The organism is Loktanella sp. Alg231-35 (assembly GCF_900143545.1).
Taxonomy (GTDB): Bacteria; Pseudomonadota; Alphaproteobacteria; order Rhodobacterales; family Rhodobacteraceae; genus Yoonia.
Genome location: NZ_FREV01000003.1, coordinates 286,652 through 309,607, shown reverse-complemented (window position 1 = coordinate 309,607; position 22,956 = coordinate 286,652). Strand labels below are relative to the sequence as shown.

24 protein-coding genes are annotated in these 22,956 nt (G+C 57.9%); 16 read left to right on the top strand and 8 right to left on the bottom strand.

Translation table 11 applies throughout. The features are described from left to right. Nucleotides 1–39: 39 nt before the first annotated feature. From pyrC to DHN10_RS08440, 3 genes are all read left to right on the top strand, one after another. Nucleotides 40–1,092, top strand: a complete 1,053-nt coding sequence (pyrC, locus tag DHN10_RS08450) for a dihydroorotase (protein WP_108814875.1) — start codon at nt 40–42, stop codon at nt 1,090–1,092. A 55-nt stretch (nt 1,093–1,147) separates the two neighbouring features. Further along, the gene (locus DHN10_RS08445; RefSeq protein ID WP_108814874.1) at nt 1,148–1,816 is read left to right on the top strand and encodes an orotate phosphoribosyltransferase; all 669 of its coding nucleotides are present in this window, start codon (nt 1,148–1,150) and stop codon (nt 1,814–1,816) included. Nucleotides 1,817–2,032: 216 nt separating this feature from the next. Beyond that, on the top strand, nt 2,033–3,520 hold the full coding sequence (locus tag DHN10_RS08440) for a replicative DNA helicase (RefSeq protein ID WP_108814873.1): 1,488 nt from the start codon (nt 2,033–2,035) through the stop codon (nt 3,518–3,520). A gap of 678 nt (nt 3,521–4,198) precedes the next feature. Here DHN10_RS08440 and DHN10_RS08430 read toward each other — a convergent pair. Continuing rightward, nucleotides 4,199–5,362 (bottom strand): sterol desaturase family protein, encoded by a 1,164-nt coding sequence (locus tag DHN10_RS08430; RefSeq protein WP_234417082.1) that lies wholly within the window; start codon nt 5,360–5,362, stop codon nt 4,199–4,201. 120 nt (nt 5,363–5,482) lie between these two features. On the opposite strand from DHN10_RS08430, the gene alr reads away from it, so the two are divergent. From alr to DHN10_RS08405, 5 genes are all read left to right on the top strand, one after another. Further along, entirely contained in the window at nt 5,483–6,520 is a 1,038-nt protein-coding gene (gene alr, locus DHN10_RS08425) for an alanine racemase (protein ID WP_108814870.1), read from the top strand. Nucleotides 6,521–6,576: 56 nt separating this feature from the next. Further along, nucleotides 6,577–7,032: a paraquat-inducible protein A gene (locus tag DHN10_RS08420; RefSeq protein ID WP_108814869.1), complete on the top strand. Its 456-nt coding sequence runs from the start codon at nt 6,577–6,579 to the stop codon at nt 7,030–7,032. 78 nt (nt 7,033–7,110) lie between these two features. Then, a complete protein-coding gene (aqpZ, locus tag DHN10_RS08415; protein WP_108814868.1) occupies nt 7,111–7,791 on the top strand; it encodes an aquaporin Z in 681 nt (226 codons plus the stop codon). Nucleotides 7,792–7,871: 80 nt separating this feature from the next. Continuing rightward, nucleotides 7,872–9,236, top strand: coding sequence for a DNA repair protein RadA (gene radA / locus DHN10_RS08410; RefSeq protein WP_108815150.1), 1,365 nt, complete (start codon nt 7,872–7,874; stop codon nt 9,234–9,236). A 21-nt stretch (nt 9,237–9,257) separates the two neighbouring features. Continuing rightward, complete coding sequence (locus DHN10_RS08405) at nt 9,258–9,821, top strand: CvpA family protein (protein WP_108814867.1); 564 nt, start codon at nt 9,258–9,260, stop codon at nt 9,819–9,821. A 74-nt stretch (nt 9,822–9,895) separates the two neighbouring features. On the opposite strand, the gene DHN10_RS08400 is transcribed toward DHN10_RS08405, so the two are convergent. Further along, nucleotides 9,896–11,809 carry a N,N-dimethylformamidase beta subunit family domain-containing protein gene (locus tag DHN10_RS08400; protein WP_108814866.1) on the bottom strand — a complete coding sequence of 638 codons (1,914 nt, stop codon included), beginning with the start codon at nt 11,807–11,809 and terminating at the stop codon, nt 9,896–9,898. Between the two features lie 171 nt (nt 11,810–11,980). On the opposite strand from DHN10_RS08400, the gene purF reads away from it, so the two are divergent. The 7 genes from purF (at nt 11,981) to DHN10_RS08365 (ending at nt 17,739) form a co-directional block, all read left to right on the top strand. Further along, complete coding sequence (gene purF, locus DHN10_RS08395; protein ID WP_108814865.1) at nt 11,981–13,438, top strand: amidophosphoribosyltransferase; 1,458 nt, start codon at nt 11,981–11,983, stop codon at nt 13,436–13,438. 4 nt (nt 13,439–13,442) lie between these two features. After that, the gene (gene arsC / locus DHN10_RS08390) at nt 13,443–13,847 is read left to right on the top strand and encodes an arsenate reductase (glutaredoxin) (protein WP_108814864.1); all 405 of its coding nucleotides are present in this window, start codon (nt 13,443–13,445) and stop codon (nt 13,845–13,847) included. Between the two features lie 119 nt (nt 13,848–13,966). Further along, nucleotides 13,967–14,227 (top strand): hypothetical protein, encoded by a 261-nt coding sequence (locus tag DHN10_RS08385; RefSeq protein ID WP_159086957.1) that lies wholly within the window; start codon nt 13,967–13,969, stop codon nt 14,225–14,227. A gap of 38 nt (nt 14,228–14,265) precedes the next feature. Continuing rightward, nucleotides 14,266–14,907: an SDR family NAD(P)-dependent oxidoreductase gene (locus tag DHN10_RS08380; RefSeq protein ID WP_108814862.1), complete on the top strand. Its 642-nt coding sequence runs from the start codon at nt 14,266–14,268 to the stop codon at nt 14,905–14,907. 147 nt (nt 14,908–15,054) lie between these two features. Then, the gene (gene surE, locus DHN10_RS08375; RefSeq protein ID WP_108814861.1) at nt 15,055–15,840 is read left to right on the top strand and encodes a 5'/3'-nucleotidase SurE; all 786 of its coding nucleotides are present in this window, start codon (nt 15,055–15,057) and stop codon (nt 15,838–15,840) included. After that, the gene (locus DHN10_RS08370) at nt 15,837–16,478 is read left to right on the top strand and encodes a protein-L-isoaspartate(D-aspartate) O-methyltransferase (RefSeq protein WP_108814860.1); all 642 of its coding nucleotides are present in this window, start codon (nt 15,837–15,839) and stop codon (nt 16,476–16,478) included. The genes surE and DHN10_RS08370 overlap by 4 nt, the downstream gene beginning before the upstream one ends. A gap of 61 nt (nt 16,479–16,539) precedes the next feature. After that, nucleotides 16,540–17,739: a LysM peptidoglycan-binding domain-containing M23 family metallopeptidase gene (locus DHN10_RS08365; RefSeq protein ID WP_108814859.1), complete on the top strand. Its 1,200-nt coding sequence runs from the start codon at nt 16,540–16,542 to the stop codon at nt 17,737–17,739. Nucleotides 17,740–17,773: 34 nt separating this feature from the next. Here DHN10_RS08365 and DHN10_RS08360 read toward each other — a convergent pair whose 3' ends face one another. From DHN10_RS08360 to DHN10_RS08345, 4 genes are read right to left on the bottom strand one after another with little or no spacing between them, the layout of a single operon-like run. Beyond that, a complete protein-coding gene (locus DHN10_RS08360) occupies nt 17,774–18,571 on the bottom strand; it encodes an ATP-binding protein (RefSeq protein WP_373456693.1) in 798 nt (265 codons plus the stop codon). A 41-nt stretch (nt 18,572–18,612) separates the two neighbouring features. Next, nucleotides 18,613–19,581, bottom strand: a complete 969-nt coding sequence (gene tatC, locus DHN10_RS08355) for a twin-arginine translocase subunit TatC (RefSeq protein WP_108814857.1) — start codon at nt 19,579–19,581, stop codon at nt 18,613–18,615. Beyond that, entirely contained in the window at nt 19,578–20,093 is a 516-nt protein-coding gene (gene tatB, locus DHN10_RS08350; RefSeq protein ID WP_108814856.1) for a Sec-independent protein translocase protein TatB, read from the bottom strand. Before tatB ends, tatC begins: the two co-directional genes overlap by 4 nt. Before the next feature lie 31 nt (nt 20,094–20,124). Then, nucleotides 20,125–20,337, bottom strand: coding sequence for a twin-arginine translocase TatA/TatE family subunit (locus DHN10_RS08345; protein ID WP_100366394.1), 213 nt, complete (start codon nt 20,335–20,337; stop codon nt 20,125–20,127). Between the two features lie 207 nt (nt 20,338–20,544). On the opposite strand from DHN10_RS08345, the gene DHN10_RS08340 reads away from it, so the two are divergent. Next, complete coding sequence (locus DHN10_RS08340) at nt 20,545–21,204, top strand: helix-turn-helix transcriptional regulator (protein WP_108814855.1); 660 nt, start codon at nt 20,545–20,547, stop codon at nt 21,202–21,204. Here the strand turns inward: DHN10_RS08340 and DHN10_RS08335 are convergent. Together DHN10_RS08335 and dusA are read right to left on the bottom strand one after the other, a co-directional pair. Beyond that, a complete protein-coding gene (locus DHN10_RS08335; protein ID WP_108815149.1) occupies nt 21,201–21,968 on the bottom strand; it encodes a hypothetical protein in 768 nt (255 codons plus the stop codon). The two genes, DHN10_RS08340 and DHN10_RS08335, sit on opposite strands and share 4 nt — an antisense overlap. Next, entirely contained in the window at nt 21,946–22,941 is a 996-nt protein-coding gene (gene dusA / locus DHN10_RS08330; protein WP_108814854.1) for a tRNA dihydrouridine(20/20a) synthase DusA, read from the bottom strand. The genes DHN10_RS08335 and dusA overlap by 23 nt, the downstream gene beginning before the upstream one ends. Between the last annotated feature and the right edge of the window lie 15 nt (nt 22,942–22,956).

Genomic DNA, 22,956 nt, shown 5'->3' with positions numbered 1-22,956 from the left:
GCTATGGCATCCGCGCGCGCGACGGTGTAACCGGGAAACATGCCTGATAGACATGTAACAAGCCTGACCATTCCCCGCCCTGACGATTGGCATCTGCACCTGCGTGACGGGGCAATGCTGCAAGCGGTGCTGCCCGAAACCACGCGTCATTTCGGGCGGGCGATCATAATGCCCAATCTTGTCCCACCCGTGGTGACGGCCGAGCAGGCAAAGGCCTATCGGGAGCGGATCATGAATGCGATGCCTCCGGGCGGGCAGTTTGAACCGCTAATGACGCTCTATCTGACCGAAGCCACGGACCCTGCTGATGTGCGCCACGCACATGAGGCGGGCATTGCCACGGCAGTGAAACTATACCCAGCAGGGGCCACGACCAATTCCGCCTCTGGCGTGCGCGACTTTGAAAAGGTGCGCCCTGTTTTGGAAGTGATGGCCGAAATTGGCATGCCTTTGTGCGTCCACGGCGAAGTCACCGACAGTGCCATAGACATCTTTGACCGCGAGGCAGTGTTTATCGACAAGGTCCTCAAGCCGCTGCGCAAGAAGGTGCCCGACCTTAAAATCGTGATGGAGCATGTGACAACGCAGGATGCTGTTGATTATGTCCGCGACAGCGTCAAAAACCTAGCCGCCACTATCACCACCCATCACCTGATCATCAACCGCAACCATGTCCTTGCGGGTGGAATCAAACCGCATTTCTACTGCTTGCCTGTGGCCAAACGTGACACCCATCGCGTGGCGCTTGTGCAGGCGGCGGTGTCCGGTGACAAACGGTTCTTTTTGGGCACTGACAGCGCGCCGCACATTGATCCGCTGAAGCTGCAGGCCTGTGGTTGTGCAGGTATCTTTACCGCGACGAATACCATGTCTTGTCTGGCAGAGGTGTTTGACGCCGCAGCGCGTATCAGCAAGCTGGAAGACTTTGCCTCGCGCAATGGGCCAAAGTTCTACGGGCTACCGGTGAGCGAACAGACAATCACGCTGACTAAAGGTGATCCGGTCAGCTATCCCACACAGATTGAAACCGCTGACGGTCCGGTGACGGTATTTGACCCCGGTTTCGACCTTCATTGGCGTGTAACCTGCTGAAACGTCGGAGCCTCCGGCGGAGATATTTAAGAACAAAAGAAGACAGGACGACCTCATGATCCCCACCTCCTTTCCGGCAAAAGAAGAAATTGCACGGCTGACCGCCGGTATGCTGATCGAAATCGGCGCGGTGAATTTCAATGCCAAAGAGCCCTTCACGCTGGCCTCTGGCAAACAGGCCCCGACTTACGTGGATTGCCGCAAGCTGATTTCTTTCCCACGTGTGCGGGCAACTGTGATGGATTTCTTGTCTGTGACGGTGATGCGTGAAGCTGGGTTTGAGGCTTTTGACAATGTGGCCGGTGGTGAAACCGCAGGCATTCCCTTTGGCGCATTGGTGGCCGAACGTCTGGCCCTGCCGATGACCTATGTGCGCAAGAAACCCAAAGGCTATGGCCGCAATGCCCGCATCGAAGGTGTGATGACCGAAGGGCAGCGGGTCTTGCTGGTTGAGGATCTGACCACCGATGGCGGATCAAAGCTGTCTTTTGTGGATGCGATCCGCGAGACCGGGGCGAGTTGTAGCGCGACGGCTGTGATCTTTTACTACGGCATCTTTGACGGCGTGGAGAAGACGCTGGGCGATCATGGTGTGCAGTTGATTTCGCTGTGTACATGGTGGGATGTGCTGGCCGAGGCCAAGGCGCGCGAAGCCTACGATCCGGCGACCTTGGCAGCGGTTGAGGCCTATCTCAATGACCCTGCTGGCTGGACCCCGGCCTAAAAACTTATCCACTGGCTTTGCACAATGTGCGCTGAGAATCGTTGGGCGTTTCGCCTATGTTGTGTTTTCTTTGCACGCTGCCACTATTTGCGGTAGGATAAACCCCTGCCTCTTGTTGTCCACAGAGTTATCCCGCCGGATATCCCCGATCATTTCCAGATGGTCAGTGCCGCGGGCCTGCTGATAGGAGAACGGGAGGGATTAAGAGGGTGAGACATGAACGAGATTGCAGCATTTAACGCAACAGGTGTCGAAGAAGCTGGCGCTGATCTGATGCCGCATTCGATTGAGGCAGAACAGCAGCTATTGGGCGCTATTCTGACCAACAACGATGTGTTTGACCGTGTGGCCTCGATCATCGGCCCCAAGCATTTCTATGATCCTGTGCATGCCCGTATTTTTGAAACCGCCGCCTCACGCATTGGCCGCAACATGCTGGCCAGCCCTGTCACGCTCAAAACCTTCATGGAGGAAGATGAGGGTCTGAAGGAACTGGGCGGTCCGCCTTATCTGGCCCGTCTGGCTGGTGCTGCGATTTCTGCTTTTGCCGCCCGTGATTATGCCCAGATGATCTATGATCTGGCGACCCGGCGCGAGTTGATCAAACTGGGCCGTGACATCACCGACAAGGCCGCAAAGGTGGATGTTGAGCACGAACCAAGAGAGCAGATCGTCGAAGCCGAGCAGGCGCTTTATTCGCTTGCCGAACAGGGCGTGTCCGAGAAAGGGTTCCAATCGTTTCTGGCCGCTGTGACCGAGGCCGTGAATGTTGCTAATACGGCCTATCAGCGCGATGGCGGATTGGCTGGTGTATCGACCGGTCTGACGGATATGGATAAGAAACTGGGCGGCCTGCACAAGTCTGACCTGCTGATCCTTGCCGGACGTCCGTCGATGGGGAAGACATCGCTTGCTACCAATATCGCGTTCAACGTGGCGAAGGCCTATCGCAAAGGCCAGTTGCAGGACGGCAGTGAAGGGGCTGTGGATGGTGGCGTCGTCGGTTTCTTCTCGCTTGAGATGAGCGCAGAGCAGTTGGCGGGCCGTATCCTTGCCGAAGCGTCCGAGATTTCTTCCCATAAGATCCGCCAAGGGGACATGACCGAACCCGAGTTCCGGAAATTTGTTGATGCCGCCAAGCAGCTTGAATCCTGCCCGCTTTATATTGATGACACAGCCGCGATCCCGATCTCGCAACTGGCCGCCCGCGCCCGCCGTCTGAAGCGGACCCATGGGCTGGATGTGCTGATCGTGGATTATCTGCAACTGGTGCGCGGGACCTCTGAAAACAGGGTGCAGGAAATTGGCGAGATTTCGATGGGGCTCAAGGCCATCGCCAAGGAACTCAACATCCCGGTCATCGCCCTGTCTCAGCTGTCGCGTCAGGTTGAAAACCGCGAAGACAAGCGCCCGCAACTGTCGGACTTGCGCGAATCCGGGTCGATCGAGCAGGACGCCGATGTGGTCATGTTCGTCTATCGCGGTGAATACTATGTCGAACGTGAAAAGCCTGAAGACCACAACATGGAAGCCATCGCCGCCTGGCAGGAAAAGATGTCGAGCCTGCATGGCAAGGCTGAAGTGATCGTCGGCAAGCAGCGTCACGGCCCGATTGGCACGGTGGAGCTGTCGTTCACGGCCGAATTCACCCGATTTGGAAATCTGGTGAAGCCCTGGCAGCAAGGCGACGATCAGGAGTTTTAATGCGGGCTGATACCCGAACCTGACCACACCCTTCCCCGCAGGGAAAACGTGCGGAGGGTTAGGGATTTGTTAACTATGATTGCCAACTGGTCGTGATTGTCGGGGCTTGGTTTGCGGCCGCTTGGCGGACTTAGTTGCCATTCGCAAATTGATCTAAGCAATTTCCCGTGGCCCCTTGGTTAACCAAATACCAATGGCGCAAAGTACGGCACCTGCGACCTCAAATGGGGCAACAAACTTAAATTCCACCCCCGCAGGGCTTTCACAAATTACGGACGACGGTACCTCACCAAATACTTCGTAGAACCCCCAATAGCACTGGAAAACTTCCCCAAGCCTCGGCCCAGAGAAAATCAGCACCAGACCAAAAAGAACTAGCATCCATCTCATAGTGATTCAGTACTTCGTGTTTGCATCGTTTGAAAATCAAACATGATATTCATTCGGGTTCTCAAGATTGCGCTTGGTAGGTTTGGCCTCACAGCAGACATCGGCGGCATTCCACTCAGGCGTTCGTATCGCTTTGCATTGTTTAAGTATCACTACTCACTCCCCTTTCGCCCAACATCAGCATTCCCAATCCTCCCTTGGCGTGGAGTGACGCCAATAGGCTATCCAGTAGGCCATTGGAGGGCGTTCCATGCGGATCGACGGGATTGAGGCGGGGTTCGCGCCGCTCTATTCTGCCGGTTCTTTGGGTTTGTCTTTCAGGAACGGATGCACGAACTGCTTCCAGTACCCTTTGGGAACCGTGTCACCAACCACGCCGTAGGCCTCTGGCCATTCCTTTTCGGGCAGGTGGTGCGTGCCAAACAGCCAATCATAGATCGGAAAATGACTGGCGTAGTTGATATCAATCGCCGCCCGGTCCGACCCGTGATGCCAGTGGTGAAAGCGCGGGGTGACAAAAAACCGCTCCAAAAACCCCAGCTTCCAGCCGATATTGGCGTGGATTAAGCTGGAGTAGAAATACACGATCAGCAGATAGGCTTGAATTGCCTCGGGCTTGAACCCCAGCGTGAACATCGGCACTGCCGTCAGACTGCGCAGCACCGCAATTTCCACGAAATGCATCCGTGCCCCCGCGAGCCAATCCATTTTCTTGGTGGAATGGTGGATCGAGTGGAACCGCCATAGCACTGGATAAGTATGAAACGCCCGATGCACCCAATATTGCACGAAATCCGTGGCCATCATGATGATGATCACCTGCACAAAGAACGGCAGCGTGACGACATAGATGCGCAGATCATCCAACGGGATTTGCGCGTTGACATAGTTGGACGGGGCCAGCGTTATAAAACCCAGCACCTGCACCAGCATAGAGCTGACGAGGTAATAAAACATATCCTCCTGCCATTCCTGCCGGAACACGGTTTGCTCAGCGCGGGCGGGGAAAAAGCGCTCTAACGGGACAAAGAGGAACCCTACGATCAGGACATTGATAATGAAGTAATCAAGGCCAAAGTAGAAACTCTGCGGCGCCTCAGACCCGAATTGTGGTTGGGTCGTGGCCATCAAAGATGCCACCACGGACACCGCCAATGCCGTCCAGCCAAGCGATTTGCGCGCGCTCAGGATCAGGCTGAGCAAGGACAGCGCGTAACCGGCCAGCAAGGTAAAGCGCAGGAACGCCGTCACCACACCGCTGTCCTGAATAAACGCAATCTCGGGATAGGACAGTGTTTCAGGGAACCAGCGCAACAACACGATCAGCAGACCCGCCAGTGACGCCAAAAGCGCCAATGCCCCCGACAGCCAGCCACTGCCCAAGGGCCGCTCATCGCGGGGGGTTTCCAACTGAGTGACAACTTTCTTCAAAATGCCCACGGCGCACCTCATGAATTACCGCCCCAGACTACTCCGAGAAATCTGACAAGAGAATGGCATGAGTGCCAAAGCTACCCAAGATGTTGCGCAAATCTCTTGCCCCATCAACGCACCCCTGCCAAAAGGCGGGGCATGAGCACCGGACGCCTCACTATTGACCTAGACGCCCTCGTCGCCAATTGGCGCGCGTTGGACGCGATGACGCAATGCAAGACTGCTGCGGTGGTTAAGGCTGACGGTTATGGGCTGGGCGCTGCAAATGTCGCCAAGGCCCTGTTCAAAGCCGGGGTGCGGCAGTTCTTTGTGGCTGTGGCAGAAGAGGCCATTGCCGTGCGCGAAGAACTGGGCGCCAAGCCTGAGATTTGCGTGTTTTCCGGCCATATGAAGGGTGACACTGACCTGATCCGCGAATTGGGTCTTACGCCGATGCTCAACTCGGTCGAGCAATTGACCCACCATCTGGAAACTCTGCCTGACCACCCTTTTGGCATCCAACTTGATACCGGCATGAACCGTCTGGGGCTCGAAATACAGGAATGGGCGGCGGTGGCGGAACTGGCATTGGCACAAAAGCCACGGCTGGTGATGTCGCATTTGGCCTGCGCGGATGAGCCGGACCACCCGATGAACCCCTATCAGCTTGCGCAGTTTCGCAAGATGACCGACGGAATCAGCGCACCGCGTTCATTGGCGGCCACCGGCGGCATCTTGCTGGGGCCAGAGTATCACTTTGACCTGACCCGCCCCGGCATCGGCATGTACGGTGGTTTCCCGTTTGAAAAGGCTGCCGCGGTGGTGGAACTTGATCTGCCCGTGATCCAGGTCCGCGACGTGGCCGAAGGCGAAGTGGTTGGCTATGGCAACGCATGGCAGGCCACGCGGCCGTCCCGGATTGCAACTGTGTCGGGCGGCTATGCGGATGGGGTCATGCGTATCCTGTCAGACCGGGCGAAACTATATCACGGCGCCACCGTCTGCCCGCTTGTGGGCCGTGTTTCGATGGACCTGCTGACGATTGATGTCACTGACCTGCCCGAACCCCCAAGCAAGCTGACCCTGATCGGGCCGCAGCAATCGGTGGATGATCTGGCGCGGGCTGCAAACACCATCGGCTATGAGGTTCTCACACAGTTGGGTGGACGCTATGGTCGTAAGACTTTTGGCAAATAGACTTGATCCAGTGGGCGGGCGACATATCTAACCTATGGAAATAATTCAGGTTTTTCATGCTTAACATATTGCGCCTTGCTAATCTCGCCCTGCTTATCCTGTTTCCCATTGCCTGGTTCGCGCCATTGATGCGTGCGGGACTGCTGCCCATCTTTGGGCTGAGCGAGATCAGCGTCATCTCTGGTATGCAGGCACTGTGGGAAAGCGATATCGCGCTGGCCCTGTTGGTGACTGCCTTTGCGCTCTTTGCGCCCTACCTCAAGACAATTGGCATCGCGCTGGTTCATTTTGACCTGCTAAAAGATAAGACATTGCCAGTTCTGTCATGGATTGGAAAACTGGCCATGGCTGACGTCTTTTTGATCGCGCTCTACATTGTTGTTTTCAAGGGCGTGGGCATTGGCAAAGTGGAAACCGGCTGGGGCCTTTATATGTTCACGGCCTGCATTCTCAGCTCTATCGTGATTTCTGCACTCACGCCGAAAGCAAAGGCCGAGTCTGCGCCAAGCTGACGTTTTTCGCCGGTTATTCCCCTTGGCACGCCGCCACCCGAACGGGTTGATTGGCGTTGAACTTTAGGGAGAGTAACTATGAAAAAAGAAATCGCTGAGTTTATCGGCACATTCACACTTGTTTTGCTGGGCTGTGGCTCTGCCGTCATCGCGGGCGGCGATATTGGCCTTTTTGGCATCAGTTTCGCCTTTGGGCTGGCGCTGATCGGCATGGCCTATGGAATCGGCCCGGTGTCGGGCTGTCACATCAACCCCGCTGTATCCCTCGGCGCTGTCGCCGCAGGGCGCATGCAGATGAAAGATGCGGTCCGCTATATCGTGGCCCAAACCGCTGGTGCCATCGTGGCCGCAGGCGTGTTGTTGCTGATTGCCAGCGGCAAGGCGGACTATACGCTGGTCGAAAACGGGCTGGGCCAGAACGGTTGGGGTGTGGGTTATTTGGGTGAATACACACTGATCGCCGCATTTGTGTTTGAGGTGGTTGCGACCTTCCTTTTCATGGTTGTTATTCTGGGCGCGACAGGCGCTGGCGCACCAGCGCAGTTCGCCGGTTTGGCGATTGGTCTGGCCTTGGTTGTCATCCATCTGGTTGGCATCAATGTCACTGGCGTCTCGGTGAACCCTGCGCGATCCGTCGGTCCCGCGCTCTTTGTGGGCGGTACGGCGCTCGCGCAGCTGTGGCTCTTTGTCGTCGCACCGATCGTTGGCGCAGTCGCAGCAGGACTGCTGTTCAAATCCGGGACACTCGACGCGGCCTGATTGCGCTGCCGGGTCGCATGCCTTTTGCGGTCCGGCAATCCCCCATTGCCGCGGTTCGCTTTTTGGTCCAAAAGGTGAACATGGCCAAAGATCCTACCTTTTCCTGTTCTGAATGCGGCGCGTCCTTTCGCAAATGGTCGGGGCAATGTGATGCGTGTCAGGCGTGGAACACCATCAGCGAAAGCAAGGCGTTGTCCAGCGGTCCCAAAGGAAAATCCCTTGGTGCCATCCGGGGCAAATCCATCCCGCTGACCGATCTTGATACCCAAGAGGCGGAACCACCGCGCACCAACGCAGGCGTCGGCGAATTGGACCGGGTGTTGGGGGGCGGATTGGTCAAGGCCTCTGCCCTGTTGGTCGGCGGTGATCCGGGCATCGGGAAATCCACCCTGTTGTTGCAAGCTGCTGCAAGATTTGCCCGTAACGGGCTGAAAGTCATCTATATATCAGGCGAGGAATCAAACGCCCAAGTCCAAATGCGCGCGCGCCGGTTAGGGCTAGAGAAAAGCCCTGTCATGCTCGCGTCAGAGACGAACCTGCGCGATATCCTCACGACGCTAGAGGCCGAAAAACCTGACCTCGCGATCATCGATTCCATCCAGACAATGTGGGCCGACAATGTGGACAGCGCGCCAGGCAGCGTGTCTCAGGTCCGGTCCTCTGCACATGAGCTGACCACATTTGCCAAGCGCAACGGCATGGCGGTGATCATGGTCGGGCATGTGACCAAGGAAGGTGCCATCGCGGGCCCTCGTGTCGTAGAACATATGGTCGATACGGTGCTTTATTTCGAAGGCGAGCATGGACATCAGTTCCGCATTCTGCGCGCGGTCAAGAACCGTTTTGGCCCGGCAGATGAAATCGGCGTCTTTGAAATGACCAGCAAAGGATTGGCCGAGGTTAAGAATCCTTCGGCCCTGTTTCTGTCCGAACGGGGCGACCCTGCGCCGGGTTCGGTGGTCTTTGCAGGCATCGAAGGGTCGCGACCAGTGCTTTGCGAGATCCAAGCACTTGTGGCACCTTCGCCACACAGCCAACCGCGCCGATCCGTGGTTGGATGGGACGGTGGCAGGCTTGCGATGATCCTTGCGGTGCTCGAATCCCGTTGTGGTGTGCCCTTCACCGGATTGGACGTATACCTCAACGTAGCAGGGGGTTTGCGCATTTCTGAACCGGGTGCAGATCTTGCTGTGGCTGCTGCCCTTGTTTCTGCGCGGGAAGACGCCGCTCTGCCCGCTGAGGCTGTGGTTTTCGGCGAAATCAGCCTGTCGGGCGCGCTCCGTCCTGTGGTTCAGACAGAAAATAGATTGAAAGAAGCCCAGAAACTTGGTTTTACAACTGCGATCATACCGCATCAGGCCAAAACGCCGGGTGTGTCCGGCCTGAAACTGCGGCAAGCCCGCGATCTGGCTGGTTTTGTTGAAGAAGTTTTTGGCGCAAGATAGCGCCACCGCAGGAGACGGACCATGGAAGGTTTCACACTCGTCGACGCTGGCGTCGCTATCATCGTATTGCTGTCGGGCGTTCTTGCCTACAGCCGTGGCTTTGTCCGCGAAGCGATGGCGATCATCGGCTGGATTGGCGCGACAGTTGTTGCATTCATCTTTGCTGATCAGGTTGAACCGCTTGTCCGGCAAATCCCCGTTATCGGCGATTTCATCGGCGACAGCTGCGAATTGGCGATTATCGCGGCCTTCGCAGCAGTCTTTGCTGTGGCTTTGGTTGTTGTCTCTATCTTTACCCCGCTGTTTTCCAGCGTCGTCCAGCGCTCTGCCCTTGGCGGTGTTGATCAGGCGCTTGGGTTCTTCTTTGGTGTGCTGCGCGGCATCCTACTGGTCGCCGTGGCTTTCTTTGTCTACGACACGATCTTTGCCAGCCAGCAATTCGCGATGATCGACGATAGCCGCTCGGCCGAAGTCTTTGCCCAGCTCACTGGCCAGATCGAAGATCAAAACCCAGAGCAGGCCCTGGGCTGGATCACAGAGCAGTACCAGCAGTTGGTCGGCAACTGTGGCGCACCTGCACAGTAACTCATCCTAAACTCAGCTTGGATCGCCCGCAAATGTTGCGGGCGATTTTCGTTTTGCGTGACTGCCGTTCGTGTCTACGGATGTTGCACCCCTGACAGATCGATACGCCAAAGCGCGTTTTCGGATGTCACAACGTAAAGCATCCACTCTACGACAGCCAATCCAATCGCAAAGTTGCAGTGGTGAAGATCATGCCAGTCATCGCTTTCAGAGATGAAATCGCGGTTGGTGCGCAGTAGTCGATTAGTCGACGTCGCGGCAAACAGGATATCACTGTAAGTCGTCAGCGCTACGATATCACGGTTGGGCGCAATCCACGGCATCTGTGTGAATGTTGGGCCCGCTTGCCTTTGTGCTGTGCGTCGGTGCAAAGCGCCGTTGCTATCAATGGCGTAGATCATCCCACTGGCACCGGCGATTGCCTTTGTTCCGGCTGCGGGTCCCTGCCCCAGCCTTTGCCAGCCAGCATCGGCCTGCAACAACGGCCGCGCCCAAAGCAAATTGTCCGAGGTCACACAATACAAATAGCCATCGGCTGACGCCATTGTCGTGACATGGTTGGCATGCCCGATCTTTGTCCACGGGACGTGCGCCCCGACGGGGTAACGGCGCCAAAGGTCATTTTCCGATGTGCAGAGAAACAGTTTGCCGTCAGTTGCGGCCATAGCGGTTGCATTGCGGGCTTCGCCGACGTGTTCCCAATTCCATGGCACCGGCCGCGCCAGACGCGCAAAGACGTTTCGGGTGATTTGGTCAACCACCGGATCGGACCCCAGCGCTGCAATCCAATGCGTGTTTGCGGCATTAAAGACGGTACCGTTGCGCGAAAAAATCGTCATGGTCGCGCGCCCCGGTTTGCTGAACCAATGGCGCAAATCAGCCTTTGCCAAGATGGTGGTATTCAAAGGGGTGCCTTCTTCACCCGTCACACGTGGATAACCGTCATCTTCGTCAACATAGGCCGCAGCATCTGTTTCATAAAACAGGAATGGGCTTGTTTGTTGGGCATCGATGCCCTGAAACACCCAATGATCGGGAAAACAGATGTCGTAAGGCCGCCTGTCACGCCCAGCAAGGCTAAAGGCCCCTTGTGTGAACCCAACCCCCAGCAAATGGTTCTGCGGTCGGTTTACGGGTGGTTCGGTCCAGGCAACAGTGACCTCATCAAGGTTTTCATGCCGCATCGGGTCAAGTTGGGCGTATTTGTAGAAGACAACGGTCCGATTGTTATTCTCAAGGCGCACCTGACGATAACATGTGTTGCCCGACAGGCAGATGATATTGCCACCGTTTCGCACAAACGCCTCGCAATGATCGCGCATGGCTTTGGTCCAGTATTCATCGTGAAACGCAAGGACCAGACAATCATAATGACACAGCAACGCAGGGTCGCTGTGCAGATCAATGCTTGAACAGCAGTCAATCGGTTGATCTGCGTCGTGCAACCAGTTCAGCAGCTTTGCCTCGTTGATATAGATATCAGGGCTCTCATCCTCGGCCAGTCTTGGGTAAAGCGATGGGCGGTCAAATGACACCTTCCGCGCCCGGTCCACGGCATCGTTTTCATCACGCGGCGAATAGAACCCCCTTCCGCCGCTGTTATTATAGGCCGCGGGTGTCAGATAGCTGACATGCAACAACGTCCGTGCAGACGACTGTGCGGCGTCAGGCGCAACCACGAAACTCAGGACGTTTTGCGTGACCCCATCGTTGATGTAGATCAAGCGATAAAGGCCTGAGGGCCAATTCGCGGGCACTTGAAACGCCAGCGTCGGCGTCCAGCCAAACCCTTTCCAAGCATCCTGCGCCGGAGTGGCTTGCACCCGGACTGTCGCGTTAAAGCGTCCCGTCACGGTCGCATCCGCGACATTTTCGATGATAAATGTGGTCAGCCGTGTGGTGCGTCTGCTGTCAACCAAGCCAAAGTAGAATGTCAGTGTTTCGCCCGCCTTCACGCTGGTGGCTGACGCGTATCCGGAAACGGGCATAACAGGTCTCTGCAAAATAATGGCGATGATTGCGCGGAACGTAGCACAAATGCGGAAATCCAAGAAACGCAGCACAGAAACATGATCCTACCGTGACACCACGCAATTCAGCCACTAAGAGAGGGGCATCCTTGATGAAACGGATTCGGAGCTGCCCCCTTGTCCACCGCAATGCCCCCCGCCCATCCCTTTGACGATGATAAACTGCGGGAGGAATGTGGCGTCTTTGGCGTTGTCGGTGTGACCGATGCTTCCAACTTTGTGGCCCTCGGCCTGCATGCCCTGCAGCACCGCGGGCAAGAAGCGGGCGGCATTGTCACTCATGACACCGAAACCGGCTTTAACCAGCAACGCCGCATGGGGCTGGTCCGCGATAATTTCACCTCTGCCTCCATGATGGAACGCTTGCCCGGTATGATCGGCATTGGCCATGTGCGCTATTCAACCGCCGGGTCCAAAGGGCAAACGGCAATGCGCGATGTGCAGCCGTTCTTTGGCGAGTTTTCGATGGGTGGGGCGGCGATTGCCCATAACGGGAACATTACAAACGCGCTGTCCCTGCGGCGCGAGCTGATCGAGCGCGGTTCGATCTTTCAAAGCTCCTCGGACAGTGAATGCATCATCCATCTGATGGCGCGTTCCATGGGCCGCACCATTCCTGATCGCATGGAAGAGGCGCTGCGCAAGGTTGAAGGCGCGTTCTCTATCGTCGCCATGACCCGTACCAAACTGATCGGTTGCCGCGATCCGCTGGGCGTGCGCCCGCTGGTGCTGGGCAAGATCGGGGACGGTTGGGCGCTGGCGTCAGAGACCTGTGCATTTGATATTATCGGCGCAGAGTTCGTCCGCGAAATCGCGCCCGGCGAAATGGTCGTTGTCACCGACAAAGGCGTCGCGAGCCATTTCCCTTTCCGTCCCAATCGTTCGCGCTTCTGCATCTTTGAGCATGTATATTTCAGCCGCCCCGATAGTATCCTCGGTGGTCGCTCTGTCTATGAAACCCGTGAAAACATTGGCCGTGAGCTGGCCAAAGAAAACCCGGTTGATGCCGATCTGGTCTGCCCGGTGCCTGACAGTGGCACACCTGCGGCCATCGGCTATTCGCTGCAATCGGGCATTCCCTACGCAATGGGCATCATCCGCAACCAATACATGGGCCGTACATTTATCGAACCCACCGAAAGCATCCGTAACATGGGTGTGCGCCTGAAACTGAACGTCAACCGCGCGCTGATCAAAGGCAAACGGGTCATTCTGGTGGACGACAGCGTCGTGCGCGGCACCACCAGCCGCAAGATCAAGGATATGATCCTTGATGCAGGCGCCGCCGAGGTGCATTTCCGCATTGCATCGCCGCCCACCGCCTGGCCTTGCTTTTACGGTGTGGACACGCCCAAACGCGAAAAGCTGCTCGCCGCGACGATGACTGAGGAAGAAATGCGCGCGCATCTGGGTGTGGACAGCCTCAAGTTCATCACATTGGATGGTCTTTACCGCGCCGTGGGCGAGGCAAAGGGACGGGACGCCAAGGCGCCCGCCTATTGCGACGCCTGCTTCTCGGGGGAGTATCCGGTCGCACCATCCGATATGATCGAACAGGGGTTCGAGGCAAAAACAGCGGCAGAGTGAAGCAATGACAACCGTCATCCACCACAACCCCGACTGCGGCACGTCTCGCAACGTTCTTGCCGTCATTCGGGCGACAGGGACGGACCCCGTCGTTGTTGAATATCTCCAAACCGGCTGGTCCCGACCGCAGTTGCAAGCGCTGTTTGCCGCCGCAGACCTGTCACCACGTGCCGCCCTGCGCATCTCCAAATCCCCAGCAGAAGACTTGGGCCTGCTGGATCCAACCGTCAGCGACAACGCGCTGTTGGACGCGATGGTCGCGCATCCCATCCTTGTGAACCGGCCCATTGTCTGCACGCCCAAGGGTGTAGCACTTTGTCGTCCGTCCGAGGCTGTCTTGCCGCTTCTTGAAAAACCACTGACCGAAGCGGTCTATAAGGAAGACGGGACACTCATCCTCGCCCCTTGATCGCAGCGATGTGGCCCCGGATCGGCAATAAACCCCGCGTCATATCGCTCTGCGTCTCTTTTGCCCGGCATATTTCTCTGTCAGAAGCGCGCAAAATCAAAAGCGACGCAGTATCACCCATGCCAGAACCAGACCCCGCCCTCGCGGCTGCTAATGCCACCATGCCTGATGCATTGGATATGCACCGCCTTGCCCTGATTGGGGTGGTGGATGCCCATGACGGGCCTGCGGCGCTGTTGCGCTCTGCGTGGGGCAGCATCGCGCGTGTCAGCGTCGGGCAAGAGGCCTTTGGCGCGCAAATCACCGCAATCGGCAACAGTCAGGTGATTGTCACAGATCGCTGGGGGCGCACTGTTGCTCTGGCATTGCCAGGCGGCTGATACTTGACCTCTGGCGCGGTTCAGCACATGAGGCACATATGACAAAAACCGTTCTGATCACTGGCGCTTCGCGCGGCCTGGGTGCGGCCCTTGCCAAGGCCCTCGCCCCTACACATCACATCATCGCCGTTGGCAAGACCGTCGGCGCGCTGGAAGAGCTGGATGACGCCATTCAGGCGTCAGGCGGGCAAGCCACGCTGGCCCCGATGGATATCGGCGTGGATGCGGCCATGCAGCAGCTTTGCCGCGGCATCTATGACCGCTGGGGATCTTTGGATCTGTGGTTGCACACCGCCGTTCACGCAGCCCCCCTGACCCCTGCGGGCCATATCGGCCCCAAGGACCTGGCCAAATCGATGGCAATCAATATAGAGGCGACGTCGCGGCTCATCGCCTATGTCAGCCCCTTGCTGGGCACATCGGGCAAGGCTGTGTTCTTTGATGATCCGCGCGGCGGGCAGCAGTTTTTTGGCTCTTACGGGGCCACGAAGGCCGCGCAGATCGCATTGGCGCGCAGTTGGCAGGCGGAAAGCGCCAAGACCGGCCCGCAGGTTGCGATCATGACGCCCGAGCCGATGCCCACTGCCACACGCGGTCGGTTCTTTCCCGGTGAGGACCGCAGCGTTCTGGCCGATACGGCAGCGGAAGCGGCCCGTTTGTTGCCGGGCATCTTGGCATAGCCCCAACGAGCGAAGATTTTTTGTCAAAAAATCTTCTGACGAAACAATTTTCGCGAAAATTGTTTGCTCCACCGCGGCAGGCGTGCTGGTGCTTGCCGTAACCGCCGTGCTCGCATAGGAACAAACGCAGACAATCAGGGGCAAGGTATGCGTATTCTCATCACCAATGACGACGGCATCAACGCACCCGGCTTGCAGGTTCTCACCCAAATCGCGCAAGAGATCGCCGGCGACGATGGTGAAGTCTGGACGGTGGCCCCCGCCTTTGAGCAATCCGGTGTCGGGCACTGCATCAGCTACACTCACCCAACGATGATTGCCAAACTCGACGACCGCCGATTTGCCGCCGAAGGATCGCCCGCCGATTGCGTGATTGCGGGCCTCTATGACGTGTTGCAAGATACGCCCCCCGATCTGCTGTTGTCCGGCGTCAATCGCGGGAACAATGCCGCCGAAAACACACTTTATTCAGGCACGATCGGCGCCTGCATCGAAGGCGCATTGCAAGGCGTAAGATCGATCGCCCTGTCGCAGTTCTTCGGCCCCGATAATGCCAAACTGGACAACCCGTTTGAAGCCGCAGCCGTTCATGGTGCGGCAACCGTCCGCGCGTTGCTGGCGGATGCACTGTGGGACAGTGCCGATTACAAACTGTTCTACAACGTCAATTTCCCGCCCGTCGCGGCACAGGATGTCAAAGGCATGGCAGCGACCACCCAAGGGTTCCGCCTTAACACACGCTTCCGGGCCGAGGCGCAAACCTCGCCCACGGGGCGCCGCTTTCTTTGGGTGCGTGGCGGACCACAGCACGAACCCACGGCCCCCGGCACAGATGCCGCCGCAAACCTTGATGGCTATATCTCGGTCACGCCGATGCGCGCTGATCTTACAGACTACGACATGGTCGCAACGCTTGAGGATGCCCTCAAGTGACTTTTGACGCAGCCACCAAGATGCAATTCCTCTACGCACTGCGCAGCAAGGGCGTGACTGATGCCAGCGTGCTGACCGCGATGGAGAAAGTTGACCGCGCCGATTACGTCAAAGGAACCTTCGCCGACCGCGCCTATGAGGATATGCCCCTGCCCATTGCCTGCGGCCAGACAATCAGCCAACCGTCGGTTGTTGGTTTGATGACGCAGGCGTTGCAGGTAAGCGCGCGCGACAAGGTCCTCGAGATCGGCACCGGCTCCGGTTATCAGGCCGCGATCCTCAGCAAGCTGGCACGGCGGGTCTATACGATCGACCGCTATCGGCGGTTGGTCCACGCGGCCCGCGCTGTGTTTGAGGCCAATGACATCACCAATATCACCACATTCACCGCAGATGGCAGCCACGGGTTTGCCGAACAGGCCCCGTTTGATCGCATCCTGCTGACCGCTGCCGCAGAAGACCCGCCGGGGCCGCTGCTGGCGCAATTACGGGTTGGCGGGATCATGGTTTTGCCGGTTGGACAGTCGGATGCAGTGCAAAGTCTGATCCGCGTGACGCGGCTCGAGAGCGGTTATGACTATGATGAATTACGTGCCGTGCGCTTTGTCCCCTTGCTAGAAGGGCTCGGACAAGAGTAAACTGACACAAAATATAGTATGACCCCATAATAAGGGGCAACTAAAACAAGGAGCGGTACAGATGGCAAACGGGCAAATGCCAATACGGCGCATGATGATGGCGGGGGTCGCAGTGACGGCCCTTGTGGCGTGTGAAGGATTTGATCCTGATCTGCGCGATATCGGCAACGGGTTTGATACCAGTGCCGCCGTGCAAGAACTTCCCGGTCGCCCCCGGCCAGATGATCGCGGCGTGATTTCCTATCCGAATTATCAGGTTGTTGTCGCCCGCCGCGATGACACGATCCGCGCCATCGCCATCCGGCTTGGACTGAACGCCAATGAATTGGCCGAATACAACGGGATCGAACCGGACGTGATCCTGCGCCGGGACGAGATTATCGCCCTGCCGACGCGCGTCACCGAACCGTCACCTGCAACCGGTGCGCTGACCACGGGCCCAATCCAACCGCTTGATGTAACGGCTGTGGCCACCACGGCGCTTGATCGCGCGGATGCCTCTGGCACCGGCACGGTGGCTGCAACCCCATTGGCCCCGGCGGCCACGCCCGCCGCCCCAACCCCTGCGGTACAGGGCACGGAACCCATCCGCCATCAGGTCAAACGTGGTGAAACGGTTTTCTCGATTTCGCGGCTCTACAATGTGCCCGTGACGAGCATTGCGGAATGGAACGGTCTGGATGCTGAATTCACGATCCGTGAAGGGCAATTCCTGCTGGTCCCACAAAGCGGTGCGACCCCGGCCCCAACACCTGCAACAGATGTGACAGAGCCCGGCGCAGGCACGCCAACGCCGCTGCCCCCAAGTGCGGCAACGCCGTTGCCCGCAGTCACACCAGCGGCCCCCTTGCCCGACACGGCGACACCAGAGGCCCCAGATCTGGGCGAACCTGAAGCACCAGCCGCGTCAGGCGCACGCCTGCAGATGCCCGTACAGGGGTCGATTATCCGCGCCTATGCGCCGGGATCAAACGAAGGTATCGATATTGGCGCCGCCGCAGGCACGGACGTCAAAGCGGCTGATAGCGGCACCGTTGCCGCTGTCACAACCGATACTAGCGGTGGCTCTATCGTGGTGATCAAGCACAGCGATGGCTTGCTGACGGTCTATACACAGATGGATGGGCTGACGGTGGAAAAGAACGCCAGTGTCTCGCGTGGGCAGACCATCGGCAAGGTGCGTGCGGCTGACCCCAGCTTCTTGCACTTTGAGGTACGGCGCGGGCTGCAAAGCCTTGATCCGGTTGATTACCTGCAATAACGGACCTGCAATGTAAGGTGGATCATGATCCACCTTACGCCAGGGTCACTCCCCGCCTGCCGGCCAAATCCGTGAAATACTGCCAGGCCACCCGGCCGGAGCGGCTGCCTCTTGTGGCCTGCCATTCAATCGCTTCGGCCCACAGCGTGTCGTCATCAATTGTGACACCATAGGCATCGCAATAGCCGCGGATCATCGCCAAATACTCATCTTGATCGCAGGGATGAAAGCCCAGCCACAGCCCAAAACGATCCGACAGCGACACTTTCTCTTCCACCGCCTCGGACGGTGAGATCGCGGTTGAACGTTCGTTCTCGATCATATCACGCGGCATCAGGTGCCTGCGGTTTGACGTGGCATAAAGCACCACGTTATCCGGCCGCCCTTCGATCCCGCCATCCAGCACCGCCTTGAGCGATTTGTAATGCGCATCATCATGGCCAAAGGACAGATCGTCACAAAAGAGGATAAACCGCTCCTCTGCGTCCCGTAGCAGGTTCAGACAGCGGCCAATGCTTGGCAAGTCCTCGCGCTGCACTTCGACGATCTTGAGTGTAGGGTGATCCTCATGAACAGCGCCATGCACGGCTTTGACAAGGCTGGATTTTCCCATCCCGCGCGCGCCCCACAACAGAGCGTTGTTGGCAGGCAGCCCTTTGGCAAATTGCACCGTATTGGTGATTAGGGTGTCACGTGACCGATCCACACCTACCAACAGGTCAACACCAACCCGGTTGACCTGTGCAATAGGGACAAGCCTGTCAGGATCAGGGTGCCAGACAAATGCTGCCGCCGCCGCGAAATCAGGAACCGCGGCGGGTGCGGGGCTCATCCGTTCAAGCGCGTCAGCAATCCGGTGCAATGCTTTCTTGCTCACGCCTTGGGGTCCTCTTCGGTGGTCTCTGGCTCTTCGGGATCATCGTCGTCCTGAGGGAAATCAAACAGGCTTTCGCCTTCGCCAATGATCCCTTCCGCACGGGCCGCACGATCTTTCTTGCGTTCGACAGCAGCCACCAGATGAATGGAAACTTCGTAAAGGCCATAGACCACGACAAACAGAATGACCTGTGTGGTCACATCAGGCGGTGTCACCAATGCCGCAACGATCAGAATGCCAACCACCGCATATTTCCGCGTGCCGCGCAGGCCGCGCGAACTGGCCAAACCAGCAGAGCCCATCAAGGTCAGCAGCACAGGCAGTTGGAAACATACACCAAATGCCACAATCATCTTGAGCGTGATATCCAGCGTTTCATTTACCTTGCCGTTAAAGACGATATCTACGCCAGTATCCGGCAAGGCGGTGCCACCTGCGGCCCCCGGCAACAGCGCTGATCCTTCCGGCGGTGGCAAAGCATCCGCCATGATCGCAGAAACGAAAGACGGCAAATCAGCGAAGCCTAGGAAAAACGCCATCGCCAGCGGGACAACAACGTAGTGGGCAAAGGCCGCACCGATCAGGAACAAGACGGGTGAAGCAATGATGAACGGCAAGAAGGCGTTCTTTTCATTGCGGTAGAGGCCGGGCGCCACAAAGCGCCACATCTGATAGGCGATCACCGGGAAAGAGATCGTCAGACCACCCACCACGGAAATGCGGATCAGGGTAAAGAAATACTCTTGCGGTGCCGTGTATTGCATCACCGGGTTTGGATTGCCCAAGTTCCGCATCGTGCGCTCAATCGGCATCAGCAGAAAATCCAGCAACATGCCGCCAAAAGAGAAGCAGATGATCATGCCAACCAAGAACGCCATGACCGAATAGATCAGGCGCGAGCGCAGCTCGCTCAGATGCTCCAGCAATGGGGCGGCGCTGTCTTCGATCTCGTCTTGCGCACTCATGCCTTCGCCTCTGGTTTGGCTTTCGCCGCTGGCTTGGCCTTGGTCTTTGGTTTGGGCTTCGCCGCTGGTTTGGCCTTCGCGGCTGGTTTGGCCTTCGCGGCTGGTTTGGCAGACTTGGCGGCAGCAGCCTCAAAGGCGGCATCCTCGGCCTCGCGGGCTTTACGCTCTATCGCGGCATCGGCCATGGCTTTGCTCATCTTTTCCTTGGCCGCTTGGCGTTCCTCTGACAAGGCTTGGGTTTCAGGGCCTTTGGTCATGCCCGTCGCTTCCTTGATCTTGTCGGTGCCGAATTTGGCCGGATTACTGGCCGCGCGCAGGGTTTTGGACACATCCTTGACCCCGCTTTCATCAGCGGCCTGCTCCATCGCGCGCGAAAATTCTCGCGCCATCATCCGCGCCTTGCCCGTGAATTGCCCCAACTGCCGGAACAATCCGGGCAGGTCCTTTGGGCCGATCACAATCAGTGCCACGACACCGACGACAAGCATTTCGCTCCAACCAAGGCCAAACATCAGGCGTAATCCTTCTTGTCAGGCAATCGCGTTAAACTTTGTCTTTTTCTTCTTCTGGCGTGACGTCTTTCGCCTCGGCCATGCTGTCTTCGATCTCTTGCTTGCCATCATCAACGCCCTTCTTGAACGCGGTGATGCCTTTGCCGACTTCGCCCATCAGGCTAGAAATTTTGCCGCGGCCAAACAGCACCAGCACGACGACAGCGATCAAAAGCAGGCCGGGAAGACCAATATTGTTGAGCATCTTTCTCTCCTTGCGCAGGCCATCCGCCTGCATTCGGTTTTCATTCCTATGCAGACAAATAGGTGCCGCACCGCGCCAAGGAAAGGACAAAAGCATCAAATACCTCTCGTTAAGCCCCTTTTTCACAAGGGTTTTCCCATTCTTGTGACAAAAACTTGTCAGTTGTCAGAAAATTGACAAAACTGACCATCTCAAGGGGGGAATCACATGCGCCGCGCCGACCGTCTGATGCAACTGGTCCAGATCCTGCGGGATGGCACCCTGCACCGAGCCCATGATCTGGCCGAGGCCACGCAGGTATCCTTGCGCACCATCTATCGCGATATGGAAACGCTCGCCGCCTCTGGCGTGCCCATTGAGGGCGAACGCGGCATCGGCTACCGCGTCACCGCGGCGATCACCCTACCCCCGCTGAACCTGACCATGACCGAGATGGAGGCGCTGCATATCGGCCTGAGCGCCGTCAGCCACAGCGACGATGCCGAGCTGTCCTCCGCCGCTCGTGCGCTTTCTACCAAGATCGACGCGGTCATGCCCGAAGACCGCAGCCGCGCGCCCAGCGGCGGCGGCTTTGCGATCTACCCTTTTGCGGATGCCGCACGGGGGTTCCAGCATCTGCCCAGCCTTCGCCAAGCCGTACGCACCCGTCAAAAGCTGGAACTGGTTATGCAAAATGCAACGCGCACCGTGCGCCCGCTACAACTCGACTATTGGGGGCGGCTCTGGACTTGCGTTGTCTGGTGCGAGGCGCGCATTGCTTTTGATGAAATCCGGGTTGATCAGATTGAAAGCCTGCGCATCCTGCCCAGCCTTTTTGTCGATGAGCCGGGGAAATCCCTGCGCGATTTCAACCGCCTAAAGGGTTAGAGCCACTGCGCCATATCCACCTGTGGGCGGAAATAGGCGATCATACGCATGTCTCCAGCGGCACCTTCGGCCCAAGGCGCCACGCCATGTACTAGATGCCGATCCAGCAGGATCGTTTGACCGGGCTTGGCTGCGACCTCCACCCTTGGGCACATTTCAAAGACCGCGCGACGAGCCACCTGATAGGCCTCGGTGATATCCAGATCGCCACAATCTGTGGGCTGCACCCCGGCAAAGACCTCTGCAAAGGCCTTTTGCATCACCAGATGGCTACCCGGCCAGACCACCAAAGGGCTGGCCGCAACGTCATCCAAGGGCAGCCCAAGGATAAACCCATGCGGTTCGCGCAGATGTCGCCGTTTGTCGGGCCCTTCGGGCAACAACCCATCCACATGGGCGGCGTCACGCAGGCGGCGATAGCGGTGCGCGGCATCGCTTTCGCCCTCGTCCTGCTGCGGATACCCCGAAAACACCACCGAAAGCTGCGCATGATGCCACTGCGCAGGTGCGGTCACATGCGCCATGAACGGCCCGGCAAGTGGCACACCACCAATGCTGCCGTCCGGCGCATTCGGCAAAGCATCAACGCCCACGAACCACGTGCGCCCATGACGAAAATCGCCACCCCTTTGAAGAACCGTCAGGCCCGCAATCCGCGCGGCCTCTGCCCAAGCCGCCACCTCTGGGGCATGGGGAAAGACGACATAACCGTCCTGATCCAACCTATGTTGAAGGCGCACCTTAAGCGGCCAATCGCGTGACATGCTCCAGCGCGGCAAGCACGACATCCGGTCCGGCACCATCCGCATGCGCGTTTTCTGACAGATGCCGCCGCCACCCGCGCGCGCCGGGACGACCCTGAAACAGACCCAGCATATGGCGGGTAATCTGGCCCAGACGGCCACCGCTGGCGATATGATCTGCAATGTAAGGCAGCATCAGATGCACAACCTCTTCGGCACTGCGCCGCAGCGGATCACCAAAGATCCGCGCGTCGGCATCCAGCAGCACAGCGCTTGGTGTATGATAGGCCGCGCGCCCGATCATGACACCGTCCATGCCTTTGGCCAGAAATCCCTCCGCCTGATCCAGTGTCTCGATCCCGCCATTGATCGACAGATGAAGATGCGGAAACAAGCCTTTCATTTGCAACGCTAAATCGTAATCCAGTGGTGGGACATCGCGGTTCTCTTTCGGGCTCAGCCCTTGCAACCACGCTTTGCGCGCATGCACTGAAAACCGGTCCACCCCGGCCGCAGAAACGCGCGCCAGAAAATCCGGGAGCACAGTCGCCGGGTCCTGATCGTCCACACCAATGCGGCATTTCACAGTAACGGGCACATCAACCGCCGCACGCATTGCAGCCACACAGTCGGCGACCAATTTGGGCGCCTCCATCAGCACCGCACCAAAACTGCCCGATTGCACGCGGTCCGACGGACATCCACAGTTGAGGTTAATCTCAACATAGCCATACCCTTGCGCAATCCGCGCAGCCTCGGCCAGTTGGTCAGGATCAGAGCCACCAACCTGCAGTGCAACGGGTTGCTCAGCGGCATCAAACCCCAGCAACCGATCCCGATCCCCGTGAATGATCGCCGGCGCTGTGACCATCTCGGTGTAAAGCAACGCATGCCGCGACATCAGCCGATGCAGATACCGGCAATGGCGATCGGTCCAATCCATCATGGGGGCGACCGAGAGGCGCGCTGCCGCGGTGGTCGCGTTGTTGGGCATGATCAAATCTCCTAT

Coding starts and splice junctions, on each gene's coding strand:
- pyrC (WP_108814875.1), top strand. CDS start 40: ATGCCTGATAGACATGTAACAAGCCTGACCATTCCCCGCCCTGACGAT.
- DHN10_RS08445 (WP_108814874.1), top strand. CDS start 1,148: ATGATCCCCACCTCCTTTCCGGCAAAAGAAGAAATTGCACGGCTGACC.
- DHN10_RS08440 (WP_108814873.1), top strand. CDS start 2,033: ATGAACGAGATTGCAGCATTTAACGCAACAGGTGTCGAAGAAGCTGGC.
- DHN10_RS08430 (WP_234417082.1), bottom strand. CDS start 5,362: ATGAGGTGCGCCGTGGGCATTTTGAAGAAAGTTGTCACTCAGTTGGAA.
- alr (WP_108814870.1), top strand. CDS start 5,483: ATGAGCACCGGACGCCTCACTATTGACCTAGACGCCCTCGTCGCCAAT.
- DHN10_RS08420 (WP_108814869.1), top strand. CDS start 6,577: ATGCTTAACATATTGCGCCTTGCTAATCTCGCCCTGCTTATCCTGTTT.
- aqpZ (WP_108814868.1), top strand. CDS start 7,111: ATGAAAAAAGAAATCGCTGAGTTTATCGGCACATTCACACTTGTTTTG.
- radA (WP_108815150.1), top strand. CDS start 7,872: ATGGCCAAAGATCCTACCTTTTCCTGTTCTGAATGCGGCGCGTCCTTT.
- DHN10_RS08405 (WP_108814867.1), top strand. CDS start 9,258: ATGGAAGGTTTCACACTCGTCGACGCTGGCGTCGCTATCATCGTATTG.
- DHN10_RS08400 (WP_108814866.1), bottom strand. CDS start 11,809: ATGCCCGTTTCCGGATACGCGTCAGCCACCAGCGTGAAGGCGGGCGAA.
- purF (WP_108814865.1), top strand. CDS start 11,981: ATGCCCCCCGCCCATCCCTTTGACGATGATAAACTGCGGGAGGAATGT.
- arsC (WP_108814864.1), top strand. CDS start 13,443: ATGACAACCGTCATCCACCACAACCCCGACTGCGGCACGTCTCGCAAC.
- DHN10_RS08385 (WP_159086957.1), top strand. CDS start 13,967: ATGCCAGAACCAGACCCCGCCCTCGCGGCTGCTAATGCCACCATGCCT.
- DHN10_RS08380 (WP_108814862.1), top strand. CDS start 14,266: ATGACAAAAACCGTTCTGATCACTGGCGCTTCGCGCGGCCTGGGTGCG.
- surE (WP_108814861.1), top strand. CDS start 15,055: ATGCGTATTCTCATCACCAATGACGACGGCATCAACGCACCCGGCTTG.
- DHN10_RS08365 (WP_108814859.1), top strand. CDS start 16,540: ATGGCAAACGGGCAAATGCCAATACGGCGCATGATGATGGCGGGGGTC.
- DHN10_RS08360 (WP_373456693.1), bottom strand. CDS start 18,571: ATGAGCCCCGCACCCGCCGCGGTTCCTGATTTCGCGGCGGCGGCAGCA.
- tatC (WP_108814857.1), bottom strand. CDS start 19,581: ATGAGTGCGCAAGACGAGATCGAAGACAGCGCCGCCCCATTGCTGGAG.
- tatB (WP_108814856.1), bottom strand. CDS start 20,093: ATGTTTGGCCTTGGTTGGAGCGAAATGCTTGTCGTCGGTGTCGTGGCA.
- DHN10_RS08345 (WP_100366394.1), bottom strand. CDS start 20,337: ATGCTCAACAATATTGGTCTTCCCGGCCTGCTTTTGATCGCTGTCGTC.
- DHN10_RS08340 (WP_108814855.1), top strand. CDS start 20,545: ATGCGCCGCGCCGACCGTCTGATGCAACTGGTCCAGATCCTGCGGGAT.
- DHN10_RS08335 (WP_108815149.1), bottom strand. CDS start 21,968: ATGTCACGCGATTGGCCGCTTAAGGTGCGCCTTCAACATAGGTTGGAT.
- dusA (WP_108814854.1), bottom strand. CDS start 22,941: ATGCCCAACAACGCGACCACCGCGGCAGCGCGCCTCTCGGTCGCCCCC.